This window comes from Empedobacter brevis NBRC 14943 = ATCC 43319, from assembly GCF_000382425.1.
GTDB classification, from domain to species: domain Bacteria; phylum Bacteroidota; class Bacteroidia; order Flavobacteriales; family Weeksellaceae; genus Empedobacter; species Empedobacter brevis.
This window is the reverse complement of record NZ_KB908295.1, coordinates 76,227-98,004: the sequence shown is the minus strand read 5'-3', so window position 1 is coordinate 98,004 and position 21,778 is coordinate 76,227. Positions and strand designations below refer to the sequence as shown.

The following is a 21,778-nucleotide window of genomic DNA, read 5'->3' as shown; positions in this document are numbered from 1 at the left end:
CTATTATTTTATAAAAAGAGAGTTGACAAAATCAACTCTCTTTTCTTTTACATACCTTTTACGTACATATTGTAATTAAATATATCCAAACACAATAAAGTGTATTTATAATCACTTTTATTGATATTCACTTCCAGAACAGGATCCGAATTATAGAATCTTATTTTCAAATTATCATTTCGGTCTAACAAAAGATAAATCGACGATATGGTCGGGCGAATTTCATTCATCCATTTTTTTAAGGATTCTGCAGAATCTTTAATCAATTCAAATTTTTGAAAATAATCTTGAAATAAATTCTCTAACCGCTGCACCTGTGTTAACCGATCTAATTCGCGATACAAATCAATAAAAGCACATAATTTTTCTCTTTTAGGGCAAACACATGGATAAGGATGTTCATCATTATAAAACCATTTTTGCCATTTTTTACAATTCGTTTCATTAATCGCTTTCTCAAACTCATCTTCATATTTTAAAAGCCACCAATTCATACGACAAATTCTCAAATTGCCTTTGGATAGCTGTAGAAGCTCGTCTATATAAGCAGTAACGTTTAACATCGAATTAAATAATTTTAACCCAACTAATTTACGATTTTTCTATTTGAAATTTAAGGTTTTAAGAATAATTTTTCAAACTTTAAAATCTTAAATCGTTCATCTAGCAAAAAGTTATAAAAGAACATTTGTTCTTTCATCATTCTATTTTTCATTTGAACATTTCGAACCGGAATCAGAACATTAAACTGAAACGTTTTATCTTTCTCAAAATGGTTAACAGCTGCATAATAAATCAAATTATACCATGAATCTATCGGTGCATAAATTCCATAAAAATCCGGATACAATGCTTCTTCCTCATTTTTATAAACATTAGTAATGGTATAGGTATCTATCTCAAATTTTGACACACATTTATAGCCGGATATTTTAGAACAAAAAGATAGATCCTGTACATATTTTACGGAATCTAATTTTATTCCAAATTCGTTCATTTTAAAATCATCAAACTTATTTATAGACGGATCTATAACAATGTTCTTATTCGGAAAAGCGAAGCTTTGTTTGTTGATATCCTGAAAAATTGTATCATAAATTTTAGTACGGATTAAATTAGGGTTAACATTTTGCGCATCAAGAGATAACATTAAATTAAAGGACAAAACCAAGAAAAATAGTCTCATTATAGTACTTTTGGTTTAAAATTTGATTACTTTTAAAAGTGTTTAAATATAAGAATCAAATTTAGTTTAAAGATTTTGAAGTTCAATTGTTTCTTTACGATTAAATCAACAAATTGTTAAAACAACGTTAAACTACACACTTATTTTATTTACTTTTTAGAATTATTGCATCTCTTTAACAACATGAATGTGAATTACATATCCATTTTATATTGTTTTCGATAATTTTTATCTATACTACTTATAGATAAAATCTTTTACTATTCCTCAGAATAAGACATAAAAGTTGGACATTTGCAGTGTCAAATAATTTATTCATAGATAGTAAGACAAAGAGTATCAACGAGTATAACGAAATGGAATTAATGAAGTTTGAAATTACTCGCACTCTTTTTACTTTTTAGAGTTTTTTATAGTAGTTTAGGTTGGTTAGTAATCCGTTCTCTCAGAACGGATTATTTTTTTTTATAATTTCTCTATAAAATCTCTCAATAAATTATACACTTTCTCTGAATAACTTAAATCTAAATTCTCAACTGTATCATTGGGATCATGATAGAACCCCTTTCCTCCTAATGTGTAAATAAAAAAAGAAGGAACTCCATTCAAAAAAAATGGACAATGATCCGAATTACAAGACTCTCCTCTAATTTTAACCTCTCTAAGGTAATCATTTTTTGAATTGATTTCAATTAATTTTTCAAATTCTTTTGTAAAAATCTTTCCATTGACCACTTGAATCCCCTTATCTCCAGCTCCCATAATATCTAAATTCACCAAAAATTTTATTTTTGATAAAGGAAACAGCGGATGATTGACATAATAATCTGCTCCTAAAATTCCTGCTTCTTCTGCTGCGAAAGCCATAAAAACAGTTTTATATTTTGGTTGATATTGAGAAAAATAGTTCATCAATGTCATCATCATCGCAGTTCCGCTAGCATTGTCACTTGCGCCAGGAAAAATAGTCTGACCAACTTTTCCTAAATGGTCATAATGCGCAGAAATCACAACGATACTATCATTGTTTTTCCCCTCAATATACCCTATAATATTTTTAGCTTCAAAATCTGAATGAAACTCCGACTCAACCGAAAAAGAATTTATTCTCAATTTTTTGGTGTAATATTTATCCGAAATGATAAATTCTGAAACAGGCGATTGACGCTGACTTAAACTTGCGATCAACTTATCTGATGTAAATCTGAAAATCGCTCTACTCGTATTATCATCTTTCTCATAAATATTTGCCCATTGTTTGTAATATTTTTGAATTGAATCTACAACAGTTGGCAAAGGAGGCAATATGATATTTTTTCTTTTTTGCAATTCAGCGTCTTTTACAATAAAAGCTCTCGTCTTTTCTTTGGATTGAAATGATTCTATATAATGCTGTGTATCGACTATATAAAAAGGTAATTTAGATTCAGAAACTGATTGTGAACTTGGCTTCACAATAAAATCAATGCCGTATTTTAACTCGCTTCCGTTTATTTTTAACTTCGATTCTTTGATGACATTGATTGGAAAAGTGAACGTTTGTTCATAATTCTCAGAAAAAGCTTTCACTCCATTTTTTTGAAACTCGTTCTGCAAATACATTCCCGCATTCATCATTCCATCTTCTACATAGCCTCTTCCTGCAAATGAATCTGATGTCAGCGAATCTAAAATAGTTTTAAAATATTTTTTATCAAACGATTGTGCATTTCCAACCAATATTCCAAGCCAGAAAATTAATCCGAAAAATCGTATTTTTAACGTCAACATTTTTCTCATTTTTTCTTCCAAAAAATAGTTATTCTGAGATAATTATCATTTTAATAAAAAAAACTAATTATCCATATTAATTCTTTAACAAATTTAAAAATTCTTTAAGAAGTAATTCGTATTAAGACTACTATAAATTTTATATCTTGCATTATTAAGTATCATAAGTAAAAAACAACAAATCACAATTAAATGAAAGAAGTCGTAATAGTTTCAGCTGTTCGTACAGCAATGGGATCTTTTTTAGGAAGTTTATCAAATGTTCCTGCAACAGATTTAGGAGCTACAGCTATTAAAGGAGCTTTAGATAAAATCAACTTAGATGGTTCTATGGTTGATGAAGTATACATGGGTAATGTTTTGCAAGCTGGAGAGGGACAAGCACCTGCAAAGCAAGCCATGATAAAAGCAGGTTTACCAAATACAATCCCTGCAACAACAGTGAACAAAGTATGTGCTTCAGGAATGAAAGCTGTAATGTTTGCAACACAAGCTATTCGTCTGGGAGATGCTGATATTGTAGTAGCCGGAGGTATGGAAAACATGTCAATGGTTCCTTTTTATTCTCCAAATACAAGAACCGGAAATAAATACGGAAACACAGTATTGTTAGATGGGATTGTAAACGATGGTTTACAAGATTATTATAGCAAAGAAATGATGGGAGCTTTTGGAGACACGTGTGCAACTGAATACAATATTTCTCGTGAAGAACAAGATGAATTTGCGATTAATTCTTACAAAAAGTCCGCTGCTGCATGGGCTGCCGGTAAATTTGACAACGAAGTTGTGCCAGTAGAAATTCCTCAACGCAAAGGTGAACCAGTTATTTTTAAAGAAGATGAAGAATACAAAAATGTAAACTTCGACAAAGTTCCGGGTTTACGTGCTGTTTTCTCAAAAGATGGAACTGTAACTGCGGCAAATGCATCGACAATCAACGATGGAGCCTCTGCCTTAGTTTTAATGTCTTTAGATAAAGCAAACGAATTAGGTTTAAAACCATTGGCTAAAGTTATCGCTTATGCTGATGCTTCTCAAGAACCTTCTAAATTTACTACAGCTCCGGCTAAAGCTGTTGAGAAACTACTAAAAAAAGCCAATATGACAACATCAGATGTTGATTTTTGGGAGTTTAACGAAGCCTTTTCAGTTGTAGGAATTGCAAATACAAAAATTTTAAATTTAGATGCCTCTAAAGTCAATGTAAATGGAGGAGCTGTTTCTATAGGCCATCCACTAGGGAATTCCGGTTCTAGAATTTTAGTCACATTACTAAATGTTTTAGAACAAAATGGTGGAAAAATCGGTGGAGCTGCTATCTGCAATGGTGGTGGTGGTGCTTCAGCAATGATTATTGAGAAAATGTAAAATTCAATAGATTAGAGTAAAAGCGTCTACGGGAATAGTAGACGCTTTTATCTTTTGAAATTGAATGAATTGAAAAAAAATATCAAAAACATTCGACATTTATTTATAATTGGCTAAAAAACCTTTTCTATATTTGTTGGATTGAACAAACACTTTTGTATGGAATATTTAGAATTTGAACAACCTATCAAAGATTTAGAGGAACAGTTAAAAAGCTGCCAAATCGTCGGAGAAGGAAGCGGTGTTAACATCAAACAAGCTTGTGTTGAAATTGAAATTGCAATTGAAAATAAAAAGAAGGAAATCTATGGTAATTTAACACCATGGCAACGTGTACAGTTATCTCGCCACCCTTCTCGTCCTTATACTTTAGACTATGCCTACGCAATTACAGATAATACGTTTATCGAAATTCACGGAGACAGAACTTTTGCTGACGATAAAGCAATGGTTGGTGGTATGGGAAAAATCAATGGTCAAACTTTCATGATTATTGGTCAACAAAAAGGTAAAAACACAAAAGAAAGACAATATCGTCGTTTCGGAATGTCAAATCCTGATGGTTACCGCAAAGCATTGCGTTTAATGAAATTAGCAGAAAAATTTAATATTCCTGTTATTACTTTGGTAGACACTCCTGGTGCATACCCGGGGTTAGAAGCTGAAGAGCGCGGACAAGGTGAAGCGATTGCGAAAAACATTTACGAAATGTTGAAATTAACCGTTCCTATTATCACTATAGTGATTGGTGAAGGGGCTTCTGGTGGAGCTTTAGGAATTGGTGTAGGAAACAAAGTTTTTATGTTAGAAAATACGTGGTATTCTGTCATTTCACCAGAAAACTGTTCAACAATTTTATGGAGAAGTTGGGATTACAAAGAACAAGCAGCTTCGCAAATGAAATTAACTGGTCCTGATATGTTAGAATTGGGATTAATTGAAGATATCATTCAAGAGCCTCTTGGCGGAGCTCATTACAAGCCAGAAACAGCGTACGTAAACTTGAAAAATAAAGTTTGGGAAACTTACAATGAATTGAAAAAATTATCTCCAAAAGAATTACAAACACAACGTCAAGAACGTTTTATCAAATTCGGAGAATTTTCAGGATAATACAATTTTACAACATTGCTTATTGTAGAATATACAAATTTAAAACGAGATATAAAATTAGTTATATCTCGTTTTTTTCTTTAATTTTGAACCTCTTATGGAACAAGCAAATTATAATCCCGAAATACCAGCTAATAAGCACAATGTCATCGGTTTAGAGAAAGGTAAACTTCCTCCGCAAGCCGTTGATTTAGAGCAAGCTGTACTTGGTGCGATGATGATTGATAAAAAAGGGTTGGATGAAGTCATTGACATTCTGACACCACAAGTTTTTTATCGTCCAGAGCATCAGGCGATTTATGCTGTCATTCAAAAATTATTTAATGATTCGGAACCTATTGATCTATTGACAGTTTCCAATGAATTAAAAAAAGAAGGCAAATTAGATCGTGTTGGTGGTGATTATTATTTGATTCAATTGACACAAAAAGTGTCTTCATCTGCTCACGTCGAATATTATGCTCGCGTGATTCAGGAAAAATACATTCTACGTCGATTAATTGAAATTTCGAGTCAAGTTATCGAAAAGTCATACGACGATACAGCTGATGTCTTCGATTTATTAGATTATTCTGAAAGTAAATTATTCGAAATTACGGAAGGAGGAATCAAACGTAGTTATTCTGAAGCAAAAGATTTAGTGACCGAAGCAATTGATAAAATTAAGGCACAATCTACTAAAGAAGGAATGTCCGGTTTATCTTCCGGTTTTACTGAAATTGATAAAATTACTTCTGGTTGGCAAGAATCTGATTTGATTATTTTAGCTGCACGTCCCGGTATGGGAAAAACAGCTTTTATCCTTTCAATGGCTAAAAATATGACAGTGGACCGTAATATTCCTGTTGCGGTATTTTCTTTAGAGATGTCATCTGTTCAGCTGATTACACGTATGATTTCCGGTGAAACAGGAATTTCTGGTGAAAAATTACGTAAAGCAAAACTAGCTGATCACGAATGGAAGCAATTGTTTACAAAAGTAAAAGGTCTTGAAAATGCGCCTCTTTACATTGATGACACCCCAGCTTTGTCCATCTTCGATTTGAGAGCAAAAGCTCGTCGCTTAGTTTCTCAGCATGGGGTAAAAATGATTCTGATTGATTATTTGCAGCTGATGACTGCAGGAGGAAAAGCAAATGGAAATCGTGAGCAAGAAATTTCGATGATTTCCCGTTCATTAAAAGCGATTGCAAAAGAATTAAGCATCCCTGTTATTGCACTTTCTCAGCTATCTCGTTCAGTTGAAACACGTGGTGGTAGTAAACGTCCGTTACTTTCAGATTTACGTGAATCCGGTGCAATTGAACAAGATGCCGACATCGTTTCGTTTATCTATCGTCCCGAATATTATAAATTAGAATATTGGGATGACGAAAGTGAACCATGTGCCGGCCAAGCCGAATTTATTATCGCTAAACACCGTAACGGTGCATTAGAAAATGTTCGTTTACGCTTCATTAATGAGCAAGCCAAGTTTACCGATTTAGAGACAAGTTACGGGAGTGATTTCGAAATTCAAAGTTCAATGAACGATGGAACACAAGAAATGGGAAGTTCTATGAATTTAGGAACAATTGATCCTTCTGATGCTTTTGGTGATTTCGGAAGTGAATTTACAAGTTCAATGAACAACGACGACGATAATTTGCCATTTTAAAAATAGTTTTATTAAAAGTTTTAAAATTTCTTGTTTACTTTAAAAGTAACATATTGTCAAGCTGAATCTATTTCTGCTTCTCATCTATTGTATCTCCTCTATCCAACGAAAAAAAATAGATATTCATTGAAATTATTTTCTAACTCCTATCATCAACTCCATTCATAATTATTCTCTTTACTATCAGTTTTATTTATCTTAAAAGCTTTGTTAGAATCGAGAATTACTCCAACTTTGTATTCTTAAATAAAGAGTGAAATGGCAAGTTCAATCAGAACATTAAATCCTGCTACAGGTAAAATCGAAAAAGAATTTCAAGCCTACACAAGCGAAGAAATCAACCACTATATAGACGACGCAAACGAGTTATATCAAACATGGCGATTCGAATCTTTTGAAGAACGAAAAGCTGTCATGAAACGTGTCGCAAATGAAATGCGTAAACAAAAAACTCGTTTAGCGAAACTAATCACAACTGAAATGGGAAAACCATTGCATGAAAGTGAAATCGAAATTGACTACAGCGCCAATATCATTGATTATTATGCGGATAATGCCGAAGGTTTTTTGGCAAATGCTCCATTAGAAACAGAAAAAGGAACTGCTTATGTAGTTTCTGAACCAATCGGTGTTTTATTAGGAGTTATGCCTTGGAATTTTCCTTTTTCTCAAATCGCTCGTTTTGCCGGGCCTCACATTATGGCTGGTAATACCGTAGTTTTGAAAACTGCTTCTAATATTCCGCAGTGTGGAATTGCTTTTGAAGAAATGTTTACAGCTTCCGGTGCACCGAAAGGATTATACAAAAATTTGTTAATGCCAGGAAAGGATACAGATACGATTATCAATCACCCGAAAATTGTAGGTGTCTCTTTAACGGGTTCTGAAGCCGCTGGTGCTGAAGTAGCAAGTATTGCAGGTAAAAATGTAAAACCATCCGTTTTAGAGCTTGGTGGATCTGATCCGATGATTGTATTAGATGATGCTGATATCGAAAAAGTAATGAACGGTACAATAAACGGACGTTTGCGTAATGCCGGACAAGCTTGTACTTCTTCAAAACGTATTATCGTACAAGAAGGAATTTACGATGAATATTTAAAACGAATTACAGCTCATGTAAATGGAATGAAAGTGGGTGATCCAACACAAGCTGATACCAATATGGGACCGGTTAGCTCAGAAAATGCTTTAGAGAAATTGTTAGAACAAATCAATGATTCAGCTGATAAAGGTGCCACTATTGTTTCAGGAGGAAAACGTATCGAACGAGAAGGATTCTTTTTACAACCAACAATTTTAACTGATTTAAAACCCGGAATGAAAGCTTATGACGAAGAAGTTTTCGGGCCTGTGGTTTGTATCTGGAAAGTGAAAGATGTTGATGAAGCGATTAAAATTGCAAATGATACACCTTATGGTTTAGGCGCATCTATTTATACAGAAAATGTTCCAAATGCAGAGAAAATTGCACGTAGAATAGACTCAGGAATGGTTTATGTCAACAAACAAGTTTCTTCTAGCCCGGAGTTGCCTTTTGGAGGTGTAAAACATTCCGGGTACGGACGAGAACTTTCGAAAGCAGGAATTTTAGAATTTATCAATAAAAAGTTAATTATGATTGCAAAATAATTTTGCTTCTGTTTATAATTCAATAAAAAATGCAACTTCATGAAGTTGCATTTTTTATTGAATAAATCCCTGTTTTTGTTCCATTTGGTCAATTTTGAAAAGAATTAAATCACGCATAATTTTTGCTCTATTCTTTGCTTCATTTGCGATCTCTCCTTCAAATTTTTCATCAATTATTCCATACCATAATTCAATCCAACGCTCAAAATGGTGTGGTTTCAATTTTTCTTTCTGACTCAAAACCAAATGTGTTCGCATTGGCCAACCTTCGAAAGTAGCTTTTCCTAACAAAACCGTTTCCCAAAACTGAATCATATGAGGTAAATGTTCGTCCCAATTTACCTTTGCAACTTCCGAAAAAAAGTAACCAATGACATCATCTTTTTGTACTTTATCGTAAAACGTATTTACCAGTAAAGCAACATCTTCTGAAGTTTCGATATCTTTTTTCATTGAAACAAATTTACGAAGAACTTAATTCAATTCATCAATGTTTTTAATCACAAAAAAATGCAGTAATTTTACAGACTTATAAAAACAATTAAAATTGGATAGCAATAGACAACAAAAAGTAAGTAAATTATTTCAAGAAGAATTAGCAGAAGCTTTTAGAAAATGGGCTGTAAAAGAATTCCCAGGAAATTTGATTAGTGTTACAGAGGTTAAAGTAACACCGGATTTAAGCGTTTCTAAAGTGTATGTGAGCATTTTTCCTAACACTCAGAAAGATGAAATTTTCAAGGAAATTAAAACAAATACACCTTTATTTAGAGGAATTTTATCAAAAAGTGCTTCTAAACAAATGCGTATTACACCTGAATTAATTTTCATTTTAGACAATTCATTAGATGAAATTGATAAAATAGACAAAGCTTTAAAAGGAGAAGGAAATAACCCTATCTTATAATGAGAAATATTTCACTTTACATTGCGAAGCGCTACATTTTTTCAAAAACAAATACAAACGCTGTAAACATTATTACATCTATTGCCGTTGGTGCTATTTTGGTTGCAACAGCTGCATTATTTATTATTTTGTCTGTATTCTCGGGATTAGAAAAAATGAATTTAAAGTATTACAGCAATGTAAATCCTGAAATCAAGATTTCTCCATCAAAAGGAAAAGTTTTAGATAGTTTGACTTTTGTTGTTGATCAATTGAAACAACAAAAAGACGTTAAAGCTTTTTCTAAAATTATAGAAGAAAAAGTATACATCGATTACAAAGGGAAACAAGATATTGCCTATTTAAAGGGAGTTGATGAAAACTTTACCAAAGTTACACGTTTAGATACTGTCATTTACGGTGGCCAGTATTTGGATTTTAATCGAGATGATAATTTTATTGTTTCGAACGGAATTGCCGAACGTCTGCAACTTTACATCGATCCAATAACTCCTGCCGACCTGATGATGCCAAAAGCAGGTTCAGGTTTAATCAAACAGGAAAGTGATGCCTTCACACGTAAAGATGCCTATAGTGTTGGAGTTTTTATGCTGAATGAACAATACGATAAACATATTTTCACCACTTTAAGTTTAGCACAAAAGCTTTTATTATTGAACAATGACCAATGCTATTCGATAGAAGTAAAAACAACCGATAAAAAATCGTTTAATGAGGTTAAAAATCAACTTCAAAAAGCACTGGGATCAAATTATAAAATTGAAACCAGACAAGATTTAGATTCTGCTTTTTTAAAGGTCATGAACATGGAAAACTTGATTAGTTATTTGATTTTCACCTTAGTTATTATCATTGCATGTTTTAATTTAGCCGGAACAATCATTATTTTGATTTTAGATAAAAAGAAAGAAATTCAGACGATGTACAGCTTTGGTTTATCAAGAAAAAATATTCGAAACATCTTTTTTCAAACAGGTTTTATCATCACTGCTATAGCTATGTTTACAGGTTTATTAATTGCTACAGTCATCGGATTATTGCAAATAGACTTCGGCTTGGTAATGGCTTCGCCAACAGTTCCGTTCCCATTTATCTTTTCTGTTGAAAATTTCGTAGCAGTAATTGTTACCGTTTTAGGATTAGGGAGCTTAGTTTCATGGATTGTTTCGAGACAAGTGAAATAAAAATTTAATTTAATACATACATCAAAAGCTTGAAGATCCTTTCAAGCTTTTTTTATTTTAATCCCATCTGTTCCAACGAATATAAGTTGGTTTGGAGAAATCAAAATCCATCATTTGGTAATCTCTGTTATCAATTAAATTCGTTTTGATTAGATTATCTCCCTGCCCAGGAATTGTTGGATAATATGATAATGAAAATCTAATGTTGTTAAAGACAAAATAATCATTCGTTAGCATCACACCTAAACTAAAACGCGAATAAATAGGATTATTATTTAGTATAAATTTTTTGTTGTCTCCAATTGCTGCTACCATTGCATTGAAAAATGGAGAAATACGAAATCCCAAAAATTCGTAAGGCGTATAAGATTGTAATTGATATTCGAACATTAATTTCTGTTGACCTGTTAATCCTCTGTCCGATTTAAAACCAGCCATTCCCAAATAATCATGTTCATGAAGCGAAAGTTGATCTGCAGGAGAATCCAAACGGTTATGTCCCAAGAGATAATTGGTTTTCATAAAGTTTCTGAATTTCCATCTCCCCCAGGATATTAATTTTGCCATATACTGTAATTCAACGGATAAGGTTTTTTGTTCAAATTTACCACGATTAAAAAAACCTCCGAATTCCACTCCAAATCCCCAAAATCCAGTGTTTAAAAAACCTCCGGCAGATGCTTTTCCACCCAAATAATAACGATCTGTTTTCCTGATATTTTGTATTCCTCCTATAATTCCAACCGACTTTCCAATCGCAATATCTTCTTCGATATCATAATTGAAAATATATTTTGTTTTGATATACCTTTTGGAAGAAATCCCTACTCCTACTAAATAATTTGTTTGATCAGAAAAGAAGTTAGCAGGATCATTTTCTTCTGTTGGTCTTTCCCGGTATGTCCGATCATAAAATCGCCCTGAAAGAATGAAGTTCGTGATATTTTCTGAACGACGACCATCAATACGAAATGCTCTCGCTAGCCAATAATCCTGGTAATTATATTTGAAATAATTGTCAACTAAAATTGGTTTTTCAAAATCTAACGAATCTTTAAAGTAAACTTGACCTACTGAAACTCCTCCTGCATAATGAGCTAAAGGAGAATAAAACGGACGGACAAAACTGATTGATTTTGTATAATGATTGTCTTCATTTTTAAAATAACGTACATTCCCCATTATTCGGGTTTGAGCAATATTGGGGACTGTATAGTTGAATTGATACAACGAATTTCCTGTTTTGTAATTGTGACGATAACGATTATCAAACACATGTCCTAAACCTAAAAAGTTTCGTTCACGAACTCTAATTCCCGCTTTAGAACTGGAAACAGACCCCGTGACAAACATACTCCATGAATCGATAGAATTAACATAAAGGTCAACAGAATCGCTTCCGACATCCTCCCCTTTTATTTCTACACGTCGAATAGAACGATTGGTACGTATCAAACGTTCAGATTCTGCTGCTTTTACAGAATCGTACTTATCTCCAGCTTTTAACAACATATTTTGGCGCAGTACAAATTGTTTAGATTTACCGTGTAACGTATTACCAGCTCGCTCTAGCCATTTTGTAGGCTTTTTTGTGGTATCTGCTAAAGAATATCCGAAAGGATCCTGTGTTTTATAATATATATTCCGAATTATTTTGCCTTGATACTTGCTATCTTCTGCATTGCTATTAGCTTGTACAGGAAAACTTGTTGGTTTTTTCTTGAAGAGTAATTTTTCATAAATTTTTCTGAATTTAGAATGATTTTTATTGACAATCTTAACCGTATCGATTTTAACACTATCATCCTGAGCATTAACAACTATGGATAAACTAAAAAATAGTAATCCTAAAAATGTCAATAATATATTCTTCTTTTTAACCACACCTCAAGTTATAAAAGTCTCACGGCTTTTACAAATCTCGTTTTCCAATAATTTTCATCAAGAGAAGAGATAATCACTCCTTTTGAAGTAGATGAATGCACGAAATTAATTGAACCATTGTGATTTATACTCTCTACAATCCCTACATGTGAGATTGAATTTCCTGACGTATTAAAAAATATTAAGTCCCCAATTTTAACGTTCTCGATTGTAATTTCCTTTCCATATTCTGCTTGATCACTAGAACGTCTCGGCAATTCCAGGTTCATTTCTTTAAAACTGACATAAACCAATCCTGAACAATCAAACCCGGTAGTTGTAATTCCCCCATATTTATAAGGTGTCCCTAAATAAGATTTCGCTGTTTTTAGAATTTTATTCACATGTCGAGATGCATTGTCATCTGTATTTTTAGAACGATAAACTTCAGAAGAATCAGCCTTTTTAGTAGAAGTGTATACCTTTTTAGAACCTGTTTTTTTATAAGAAGTCACTTTACTGCTCCCACAAGATGTTAAAAGTAAACTTGCGATTAAAATTGTTGTAAGGTATATCTGCTTCTTCATTTTCGGTTCTATTTTCTTCAACAAATTTTCAACGAATAAAATTACTAAATATTATTCTGCATTACTTCTGTTAATAATTGTTTGGCTCTTAAAAGACGAACTTTAACATTTGGTAAGCTTAAATTTAGCTCTTCTGCTATTTCTTTATATGTTTTATCTTCGATATAACGGAGTTCGATAATTCTTTGGTAAGGTTCTCTTAATTTAGCAATAGCTTTTATTAGTGTATCATTATCTTGCTTAAGAATCAAATGCTCTTCAGGTGAAGGGTGATCCTCTAAAATTTCAAGAAGATTTCTTCCATCATCTATCGAAATATTTAGTTTTGACGACTTTCTGATATGATCAATCATTGTATTATGAGCAATAGAAATTACCCATGTAGTAAAGTCAAAATCTTCGTTGTATAATTTTAATTTTGTAAAGACCTTTGTAAACGTTTCAATCGCAATATCTTCTGCTTCTTCTTCGTTCCTTATTTTATTATAAACATAATGATAAACTTTGTTCCACAAAACCTCTATCACAGCATTTTGAGCATTTCGTTTCCCTTTTTTAGCTTCTAAAATTATGTTTTCTAATGTCATTTATAAAATCAATTATGCTAAATATAACAAAATATATCATATAAAAAAAGCTTCAATATAATATTGAAGCTTAAAATCTGTAGACCCACAGGGATTCGAACCCCAACTAGCGGCACCAAAAACCGATGTGCTACCGTTACACCATGGGTCTGTTTAATTTTATTTCAATTTTGCAATTATTTTACTTAACTAAGTTAGATAAAAATGCCTCAACAATTGCTTATCGAGGCATAAGACTTTGTAGACCCACAGGGATTCGAACCCCAACTAGCGGCACCAAAAACCGATGTGCTACCGTTACACCATGGGTCTATGTCTTAATTGCTGTGCAAATATAGAAAGGTTTTTTTATTCTCCAAAACTAATTTTACAAGTTTTTAGCTAAAACAGACGTTTACTACGATAAGCTATTGAAAATGAATTTTAAAAAATAATTAATTTTTTTACTTTTTTTCAATTAAAGCTTCATACGAATGATTTCATTCTTAAATTTACGTTTCAAATCTTGTCCGCAATCAAAAACCATTTGCTCATTTGAAGGAAAAGGAACAGGTCTTCTGCCTACCATATTCAAATAATCTCGATCCAATGAACGGCGGTCTCCTTTGTAATTTCCATAAGAATCTCTAAAAAGATATTGGCTCACTAAATTTTTAGATTCGATGGGTTTCTCTTTTTGATTATCGATGAAGTAATATCGGGCTGTAATTGCGGCTTCTTTAATGCGTTGAATTTCCTCAAAACGACTTTTTACAATAATGTAGCGATCAACCATTACCGGTTTTCCATCTTTATCTTTCACCACTTCTCCGTTTTGAACCAACTCTTCTTTTCCATCTACAATCCTTTTTTCAAAATTATGAACTTCTATTTTTTCTCTTTCGGGTGATACATTTATCGTTTCAAAACTTAGCTGAATTACATAATCATATGAGCTGTTTAGCTTTCCTGTATAAAATTCAGTCCATCGTGTATCCAATCCATATGAATTAAAATCTAACAAATCTCTTTCCAACATTTTCGGAATAACTACTTCAGTATTATTGACCAATTGAACCAAAACTTTATACATTCCGTTGGCTCTTGCGTTATTCATTAAACTACGTGTATCCTTGAAATTCGCATAGACCGTTTCCAACAATTCAAATTTTTGATAAGCTGTTTGAGCATTCATCTTTCCTCCTTGAAGGAGAAATGATTTTCCGTCATCATATAAAAACTGTGCATATTTTTCTTGAATCGTTCTATAAGCTGAAGAATAATCTTTGATCCTGAAAGTGTAATTTTTCCCGTTAATTGTTCTTCCATTGATACCGGAAATTGTTTTCTGTCTTTCTTGTAAACGCGAGATGATTTGATAGGCTTCTTGATATTTAGAAGGACTCGCTAAAGATTCTATTTCTTTTAATCTATTTTCGTCTGTTTGCTGTCCTTTGTGATAAGCTTCAAAAATTAACGGAACATACTTCATTCCGTTTTTTTCAGACGGATTTTTAAAATATGCTTGTGTAGCCTGTTCAAATGCTTGTTGAAAGTTACCTGAAACTAAAGCGGTATTCGCTGATTTATAAGAATTGCAATTTGTAAAGAAAAGTAAAGAGAGAGTAAAAACAAGTAATTTTATTTTCATTATAGGTGAGTTTTTGTTTTTTTTAGCAAAAAGAAAGCCAAACAAATTGGCTTCTTTACTTTATATATTATTCAGCGAAAATAATCGAATTATCTCCTAAAGACTTCAATCTAACCAAAGATTCAACTCTAATATTTTCATTCAGTAAGCGCTCGCGTCCTTCCTGAAAAGATTTTTCGATAATGAATCCCATTCCCAGAAGATTTGCTCCTGCCTGCTTTATTAAATCTTCGACACCTAATGCTGCATTTCCGTTCGCTAAAAAATCATCAATAAAAATAACATTGTCATTTTCATTTAAAAATTGGCTACTTACGCAGACATCATAAGTTCTGTCCTTTGTATAGGAATAAACTTGTGAAGTATAAAAATCTGCCATTGTTTTTGGTTTTGCTTTCTTCACAAAAACAACTGGTAAGTTTAATTCTAATCCTACCATAATTGCCGGTGCAATTCCGCTGGCTTCAATTGTAATAATTTTATTTAGCTTTAAATCTGAAAATCGTTGTACAAATTCAGATGCAATTGCTTTCATTAAGATTGGATCCATTTGGTGATTGATAAAACTATCAACTTTTAAAATTCCACCATCGAAACTTTTTCCATCTTTTAGAATTCTTTCTTTTAAAAGTTCCATTAATTCGTTTTTAAAGTTTACAAAGAAAAAAGCTGCTTCAAAAAAGTGTTATGATCAATCAAGCATTCGTAAAACATAATCTTTGAAAAGATTTCTTTGCAAGCTTGAACTAACATTCATTTTTTGAAACAGCTTTTTATACTATTTTTTTCAGCTTATTCCCACTCGATAGTTGCCGGTGGTTTTGAACTGATATCGTAAGCTACACGGTTAATTCCTTTTACCTCATTGATAATTCTGTTCGAAACTAATTCTAAAAACTCGTAAGGTAATTTAGACCAAGTCGCCGTCATGAAATCAATTGTATTTGCAGAACGAACAACCGCTGTATATTCATATGTACGTTCATCCCCCATTACTCCTACTGATTTTACGGGTAATAAAACTACGAAAGCCTGAGAAACTTCATCGTATAAATTATGTGCATAAAGCTCGTCAATAAAGATTTGATCTGCTTCTTGTAAAATACGTACTTTCTCTTCATCTACTTCACCCAACACACGGATTCCTAATCCCGGTCCAGGAAATGGATGACGGTAAACCAATTCACGAGGAATACCTAATTCAACTCCTACTTTACGAACCTCATCTTTGAATAATTCACGTAAAGGCTCTAATAACTGAAGTTTCATTTCTTCCGGTAATCCTCCCACATTATGGTGTGATTTGATTGTTGCAGAAGGCCCTTTTACAGATTGAGATTCGATCACATCAGGATAAATAGTTCCTTGTGCCAAGAAAGCTGCGTCCTCAAATTTATTTGATTCTTCATCAAAAACAGCAACGAAGTCTTTCCCTATTGATTTACGTTTTGCTTCCGGTTCATCGATACCTTTCAAGTTTGCTAAGAAACGTTCTGAAGCATCTACCATCTTGATGTTCATGTTGAAGTGTTTTCCGTAATTTTCCATTACTTTTTTCCCTTCATCTTTTCTTAATAGACCCGTATCAACAAAAATACATGTCAATTGATCTCCAATTGCACGATGAATTAAAACAGCTGCTACAGAAGAGTCAACACCGCCAGAAAGCCCTAAAATCACTTTTTTATCTCCTACAACTTCTTTAATACGAGCAATTTCGGTTTCGATAAAATCTTTTAAAACCCAATTCTTTTTTGCTTCACAAATAGTAAAAACAAAATTTTCTAACATTTTAGATCCATACTCAGAATGTGTAACTTCAGGATGAAACTGAACAGCAAAAATCTTTTGTTCTTCATTTGCAATAGCCGCAATATCGATAGTGGATTTTCCTGAAACTGTAAAACCTGTTGGGGCTGTCATTACTTCATCAAAATGACTCATCCAAACTGTAGATTGTTCTGGAACACCTTCAAATAAACTGTTTTGAGCTAAAACGGTTAATTCAGATTTTCCATACTCTCCTTTTTCGCCTTTTTTCACTTCACCTCCCAATAAATGAGAAATCAATTGCATTCCGTAACAAATTCCTAAAACAGGAACTCCTAATTCGAATAATTCTTTTTCTACCAAAGCTGCTTCTTCTCCGAATACGGAAGAAGGTCCTCCTGATAAAATGATTCCTTTTGGATTGTGTTTTTTGATTTCTTCGACTGAAGTATTGTAGGGAATAATTTCTGTATAAACTCCAAATTCTCGAATTCGACGCGCAATTAACTGATTGTATTGCGAACCGAAATCTAAAATAATAATTCCTTGCGTCATTGTGTTTGTCTTTGTGCAAAATTAAGGTGAATTCGCTTTTATTCCAATTTTATTCCCTCCAAAATTTTCTTTTTTTTCATCAGTTAGCTGAACTTAATATTTTCATAACTTTAAAACAGATTAAACGAAATAATTTTACTTCGAAAAACAATTCATCATGAAAAAAATTATATTTACTGCCTTAACAACCTTTATGATTGCAACTATAGCGAATGCTCAGAAAATTATTGCTCACCGTGGATACTGGGATACAGAAAACAATGCGAAAAACTCTATTCAATCTCTAAAATCTGCTCAAGACATCAAAACTTACGGTTCTGAATTTGATGTATTAATTAGTGCTGATGATGTGTTAATGGTTAATCACGATGATCATTACCAAGGTCATACGATAGAAACGACTAACTCTTCTATATTAAAAAATTTAAAACTGGCCAATAACGAAAATATGCCAACTTTAGAAGATTATTTCATTCAAGGAAAAAAGAATAGAAATGTAAAGTTAATTTTTGAATTAAAACCTCATTCTTCAAAAGAAAATGAAGATCGTGCTGTAAAAAAAGCAATTGAACTCATCAAAAAGCATAAAATAGAGGAACAAATAGAAATTATTTCGTTCAGCAAAAACATTTGTGATCAATTTAAAAAATTAGCTCCAAAATACCATGTTTCCTACTTAAACGGTGATTTATCTCCACAAGAAGTAAAAGCAAAAGATTGGAATGGAATTGATTACCATTACAGTGTTTTTCAAAAAAATCCGACTTGGGTAAAAGAAGCGAAAAATTTAGGATTATTGGTTAACGTTTGGACAGTTAACGAACCTAAAGTTATGCAAGAAATGATTGAAATGAAAGTTGATTATATCACCACGGACAAACCTTTAGTTTTACAAGCGCTTTTGACTAAATAATTAGTATATTTAGCGGAATAAGAAACTATTTAATGTCTACACTCAACTCATTCGAAATTTATTCGTTTACCACTTTAAACCAAATTCATAAAGACTATATTTATAAAATTTGGAACAATGAGTATCCTGTAAATTTAGCTTTTAAAGATTTACAAGAAGTTGATAATTACTTGAATAATTTAATCCATGCCAAACATTTTTTTGTTGTAAATGAACACAATCAGTTGCAAGGTTGGGCGGTTATTTTTGAAAGAGATTACGAAAAGTGGTTTGCTATAATCATTGAGAGTACACTACATCATCTTGGTTTAGGACGTAAATTTCTCAACAGATTGAAAACTTTTTCTACAGAATTAAATGGTTGGGTAATTGACCATCAAAATGATATAAAAGCTAATGGAGAGCCTTATCACTCTCCTTTGGCTTTTTATTTAAAAAATGATTTTGTACAAATTTCTGAAACTCGCTTGGAATTAAATAAAATTTCAGCAGTTAAAATAAATTGGAGAGAATAAAAAAGAGAAGCTTAAACTTCTCTTTTTTTCTATTTTCCTAAAACCTTCTCTAATTCTGAACTTCCTTGTATATTTCGCATTTGTCTTTCAATATGGCTTGCCCGTCTGCTAATGAAAGATGAAGGTGGATTAACATTGTATTTTCTTGGCAGTGGTAATGCTGCTGCAATACGAGCTGCTTCATTTTTTGTCAACTCTTTTGCCGGCTTACTAAAATAATATTCAGATGCCGCTTCGACTCCGAAAACACCGATTCCCATTTCAGAAGTATTCAAATACATTTCTAAAATTCGCTGTTTTCCCCAAATTTTTTCAATCATAAATGTAAAATACACTTCTAATCCTTTTCTCAACCAAGACCTACCCTGCCACAGAAAAACATTTTTTGCAACTTGTTGAGAAATAGTTGAGCCTCCTCGAAGTTTCTTTCCTTCTTTATTTTTCTCTATTGCTTCCTGAATTCCATCTATATCGAATCCATTGTGAACAGGAAACTTTTGATCTTCAGATCCTATAACCGCTAATTTTATATTTCGTCCCATTTCATCATACGAAATATAATCACGCTTCAATTTTCCTTGTTCTATTCCCTGCTGAATTTGTGTAATAGTAAAAGGAGGATTTATCCATTTCAACGCAACTATATATAATAGATGAGCTACAAAAAGATATAGTATAATTTTACGAATAAATTTAAACATTTTGTGATCTTACATTATAAGAACAAAGTTATACGATTTATTGAATTCTGAAAATAAAAAATACAGTCTGTAATTAGATTTTTAGAATGAATAATCTTTCTTATTTTTTCTCTTTCAATCAAAAAAAGCAACCTTACTCAGGTTGCTTTTTTTGATGATTATATTTTTAAACTTGATTAATTTACTTTACTTAAAGTACGTATGCGAATTTCTTTCAAAATTTCTTCTACCGTCTTCCCTATATAAGCCCCTTCTTCGACAATAGGGTACAATTGATCATACGACATAATACGTGTATTATCGATACGTAAATTTACATGAGAACGATTAAAATCTCGGTGAGATTTTACACCCGTTGCAGAAATTAATTCTGATAAGATGTGCATTGTTTTCTTGTGGAAATTATACATACGTGTCGCTTTATCTTGTACATCCAGTCCTTTCATTAATTCACGATCTTGTGTCGCAACACCAACCGGACATGTATTTGTATTACATTGTAATGCTTGAATACAACCAACAGCCATCATCATAGCACGAGCAGAATAAACTAAATCCGCCCCAATTGCCATTGCCCGAGCAATATGGAAAGAAGAAATAATTTTACCTGAAGCGACAACACGAATATCTTTTTTAAGACCATATCCACGTAATGTATCAACTGCAAAAGCTAAACCGTCTAATAAAGGCATACCTAAAGAGTTTGAAAACTCTACAGGAGCTGCTCCTGTCCCTCCTTCTCCACCATCAATTGCAATATAATCCGGTTTAATTCCGGTTTTGATCATTGCTTCACAAATCTCAATAAACTCTCGCTTAATTCCGATACATAATTTAAAACCAACTGGTTTTCCTCCAGATAATTCTCTTAGCTGTTTGATAAAATGTAGCATTCCTTCTGCATCAGAAAACGCAGCGTGAGAAGGTGGTGAATCTACTGTTGTATAAGGTTCTACAGCACGAATAGCTGCAATTTCCGGTGTATTTTTATTTGCAGGCAAAATTCCTCCGTGACCTGGTTTTGCACCTTGAGAAATTTTCAACTCAATCATTTTTACATTTGGTAAAGTTGCGCGCTCTACATATTTATCAGGGTCAAAACCTCCGTCTTTGGCACGACATCCAAAATAACCTGTACCAATTTGCCAAATCAAATCTCCTCCCGGTTCTAAATGGTATGGCGAAATACCTCCTTCTCCAGTATTATGAGCAAAATTTCCTAATTTAGCTCCTTTGTTCATGGCTAAAACAGCATTTTCACTTAATGAACCGAAAGACATCGCAGAGATATTCAATAAACTAGCCAAATATGGTTGCTTACATTCGCTTCCTCCAACTTTTACACGAGGATCATCAGCATGTTTTATTTTTCCGGCATACATAGAATGATTCAACCACTCGTATCCAGGTTCGTAAACATCTAATTGCGTTCCGAAAGGAACTGTATCAATCACATTCTTTGCACGACGGTATACCATACTACGCATCAAACGATCAATAGGTTTTCCTTCCGTATCTGTTTCAACAAAATATTGCATGATTTCCGGACGAATACTTTCTAATAAATAACGACCATGTCCTACAATAGGGAAGTTTCTTCTAATAGCATGTTTTGTTTGTGTGATGTCAGCAATACCTAAGGCAATTAATGGAAGAATAATTATTAAAGACCATAATATTCCTGGCCAGAAATAAGAAATTACTCCAATAGCAACAAGAGTAATGATAGATCCTACTACGAAAAGTTGTCTTACTTTCATAAGTAAAAATTTAAATGATTTTGATTAAAAATTTGGTGTCAAATATATCTAAAAAAACTCGGTTTAACGCCTTAAAT

The 21,778-nt window shown here is 32.6% G+C and carries 20 protein-coding genes and 2 tRNA genes; 8 read left to right on the top strand and 14 right to left on the bottom strand.

The features are described 5' to 3' along the window. Positions 1-47 precede the first annotated feature (47 nt). The 3 genes from H277_RS0109035 to H277_RS19720 form a co-directional block, all read right to left on the bottom strand. Positions 48-563: a hypothetical protein gene (locus H277_RS0109035; protein ID WP_146810534.1), complete on the bottom strand. Its 516-nt coding sequence runs from the start codon at positions 561-563 to the stop codon at positions 48-50. Between the two features lie 50 nt (positions 564-613). Next, positions 614-1,186: a hypothetical protein gene (locus H277_RS0109030; protein ID WP_146810532.1), complete on the bottom strand. Its 573-nt coding sequence runs from the start codon at positions 1,184-1,186 to the stop codon at positions 614-616. Between the two features lie 465 nt (positions 1,187-1,651). Continuing rightward, entirely contained in the window at positions 1,652-2,956 is a 1,305-nt protein-coding gene (locus H277_RS19720; protein ID WP_051094541.1) for a M28 family metallopeptidase, read from the bottom strand. Positions 2,957-3,148: 192 nt separating this feature from the next. Between H277_RS19720 and H277_RS0109020 the strand changes: the two genes are divergently transcribed. The 4 genes from H277_RS0109020 to H277_RS0109005 all read left to right on the top strand — a co-directional run bounded on the left by H277_RS0109020 (position 3,149) and on the right by H277_RS0109005 (position 8,729). Next, positions 3,149-4,327 (top strand): thiolase family protein, encoded by a 1,179-nt coding sequence (locus tag H277_RS0109020; protein WP_019975260.1) that lies wholly within the window; start codon positions 3,149-3,151, stop codon positions 4,325-4,327. A 159-nt stretch (positions 4,328-4,486) separates the two neighbouring features. After that, positions 4,487-5,440: an acetyl-CoA carboxylase carboxyltransferase subunit alpha gene (locus H277_RS0109015; protein WP_019975259.1), complete on the top strand. Its 954-nt coding sequence runs from the start codon at positions 4,487-4,489 to the stop codon at positions 5,438-5,440. Positions 5,441-5,537: 97 nt separating this feature from the next. Then, positions 5,538-7,097, top strand: coding sequence for a replicative DNA helicase (gene dnaB / locus H277_RS0109010; RefSeq protein WP_019975258.1), 1,560 nt, complete (start codon positions 5,538-5,540; stop codon positions 7,095-7,097). A gap of 258 nt (positions 7,098-7,355) precedes the next feature. Next, positions 7,356-8,729 carry an NAD-dependent succinate-semialdehyde dehydrogenase gene (locus H277_RS0109005; RefSeq protein WP_019975257.1) on the top strand — a complete coding sequence of 458 codons (1,374 nt, stop codon included), beginning with the start codon at positions 7,356-7,358 and terminating at the stop codon, positions 8,727-8,729. A 54-nt stretch (positions 8,730-8,783) separates the two neighbouring features. Here H277_RS0109005 and H277_RS0109000 read toward each other — a convergent pair whose 3' ends face one another. Continuing rightward, positions 8,784-9,182 (bottom strand): group III truncated hemoglobin, encoded by a 399-nt coding sequence (locus H277_RS0109000; RefSeq protein ID WP_019975256.1) that lies wholly within the window; start codon positions 9,180-9,182, stop codon positions 8,784-8,786. Positions 9,183-9,276: 94 nt separating this feature from the next. On the opposite strand from H277_RS0109000, the gene rbfA reads away from it, so the two are divergent. Then, entirely contained in the window at positions 9,277-9,636 is a 360-nt protein-coding gene (gene rbfA, locus H277_RS0108995; protein ID WP_019975255.1) for a 30S ribosome-binding factor RbfA, read from the top strand. Beyond that, positions 9,636-10,820 (top strand): ABC transporter permease, encoded by a 1,185-nt coding sequence (locus H277_RS0108990; RefSeq protein ID WP_019975254.1) that lies wholly within the window; start codon positions 9,636-9,638, stop codon positions 10,818-10,820. The genes rbfA and H277_RS0108990 overlap by 1 nt, the downstream gene beginning before the upstream one ends. Before the next feature lie 57 nt (positions 10,821-10,877). Here H277_RS0108990 and H277_RS0108985 read toward each other — a convergent pair whose 3' ends face one another. The 8 genes from H277_RS0108985 to guaA all read right to left on the bottom strand — a co-directional run bounded on the left by H277_RS0108985 (position 10,878) and on the right by guaA (position 17,812). Continuing rightward, positions 10,878-12,680: a BamA/TamA family outer membrane protein gene (locus tag H277_RS0108985; RefSeq protein ID WP_146810528.1), complete on the bottom strand. Its 1,803-nt coding sequence runs from the start codon at positions 12,678-12,680 to the stop codon at positions 10,878-10,880. Positions 12,681-12,712: 32 nt separating this feature from the next. After that, positions 12,713-13,270, bottom strand: coding sequence for a C40 family peptidase (locus H277_RS0108980; RefSeq protein ID WP_019975252.1), 558 nt, complete (start codon positions 13,268-13,270; stop codon positions 12,713-12,715). A 44-nt stretch (positions 13,271-13,314) separates the two neighbouring features. Next, positions 13,315-13,857 (bottom strand): RNA polymerase sigma factor, encoded by a 543-nt coding sequence (locus H277_RS0108975; protein ID WP_019975251.1) that lies wholly within the window; start codon positions 13,855-13,857, stop codon positions 13,315-13,317. An 80-nt stretch (positions 13,858-13,937) separates the two neighbouring features. Next, positions 13,938-14,008: transfer RNA gene (locus H277_RS0108970), tRNA-Gln, on the bottom strand. A 90-nt stretch (positions 14,009-14,098) separates the two neighbouring features. Beyond that, a tRNA-Gln gene (locus H277_RS0108965) sits at positions 14,099-14,169 on the bottom strand. Between the two features lie 145 nt (positions 14,170-14,314). After that, a complete protein-coding gene (locus H277_RS0108960; protein ID WP_019975250.1) occupies positions 14,315-15,487 on the bottom strand; it encodes a hypothetical protein in 1,173 nt (390 codons plus the stop codon). 67 nt (positions 15,488-15,554) lie between these two features. Then, complete coding sequence (xpt, locus tag H277_RS0108955) at positions 15,555-16,124, bottom strand: xanthine phosphoribosyltransferase (RefSeq protein WP_019975249.1); 570 nt, start codon at positions 16,122-16,124, stop codon at positions 15,555-15,557. Positions 16,125-16,279: 155 nt separating this feature from the next. Continuing rightward, entirely contained in the window at positions 16,280-17,812 is a 1,533-nt protein-coding gene (guaA, locus tag H277_RS0108950) for a glutamine-hydrolyzing GMP synthase (protein ID WP_019975248.1), read from the bottom strand. A 157-nt stretch (positions 17,813-17,969) separates the two neighbouring features. On the opposite strand from guaA, the gene H277_RS0108945 reads away from it, so the two are divergent. Together H277_RS0108945 and H277_RS0108940 are read left to right on the top strand one after the other, a co-directional pair. After that, positions 17,970-18,725 (top strand): glycerophosphodiester phosphodiesterase family protein, encoded by a 756-nt coding sequence (locus H277_RS0108945; RefSeq protein WP_019975247.1) that lies wholly within the window; start codon positions 17,970-17,972, stop codon positions 18,723-18,725. A gap of 32 nt (positions 18,726-18,757) precedes the next feature. Continuing rightward, positions 18,758-19,240, top strand: coding sequence for a GNAT family N-acetyltransferase (locus tag H277_RS0108940; RefSeq protein ID WP_019975246.1), 483 nt, complete (start codon positions 18,758-18,760; stop codon positions 19,238-19,240). A 29-nt stretch (positions 19,241-19,269) separates the two neighbouring features. Here the strand turns inward: H277_RS0108940 and mtgA are convergent, their stop codons facing one another. Both mtgA and H277_RS0108930 read right to left on the bottom strand, forming a co-directional pair. Further along, a complete protein-coding gene (gene mtgA / locus H277_RS0108935) occupies positions 19,270-19,941 on the bottom strand; it encodes a monofunctional biosynthetic peptidoglycan transglycosylase (RefSeq protein ID WP_019975245.1) in 672 nt (223 codons plus the stop codon). A gap of 176 nt (positions 19,942-20,117) precedes the next feature. Then, positions 20,118-21,701: an FMN-binding glutamate synthase family protein gene (locus tag H277_RS0108930; protein ID WP_019975244.1), complete on the bottom strand. Its 1,584-nt coding sequence runs from the start codon at positions 21,699-21,701 to the stop codon at positions 20,118-20,120. Between the last annotated feature and the right edge of the window lie 77 nt (positions 21,702-21,778).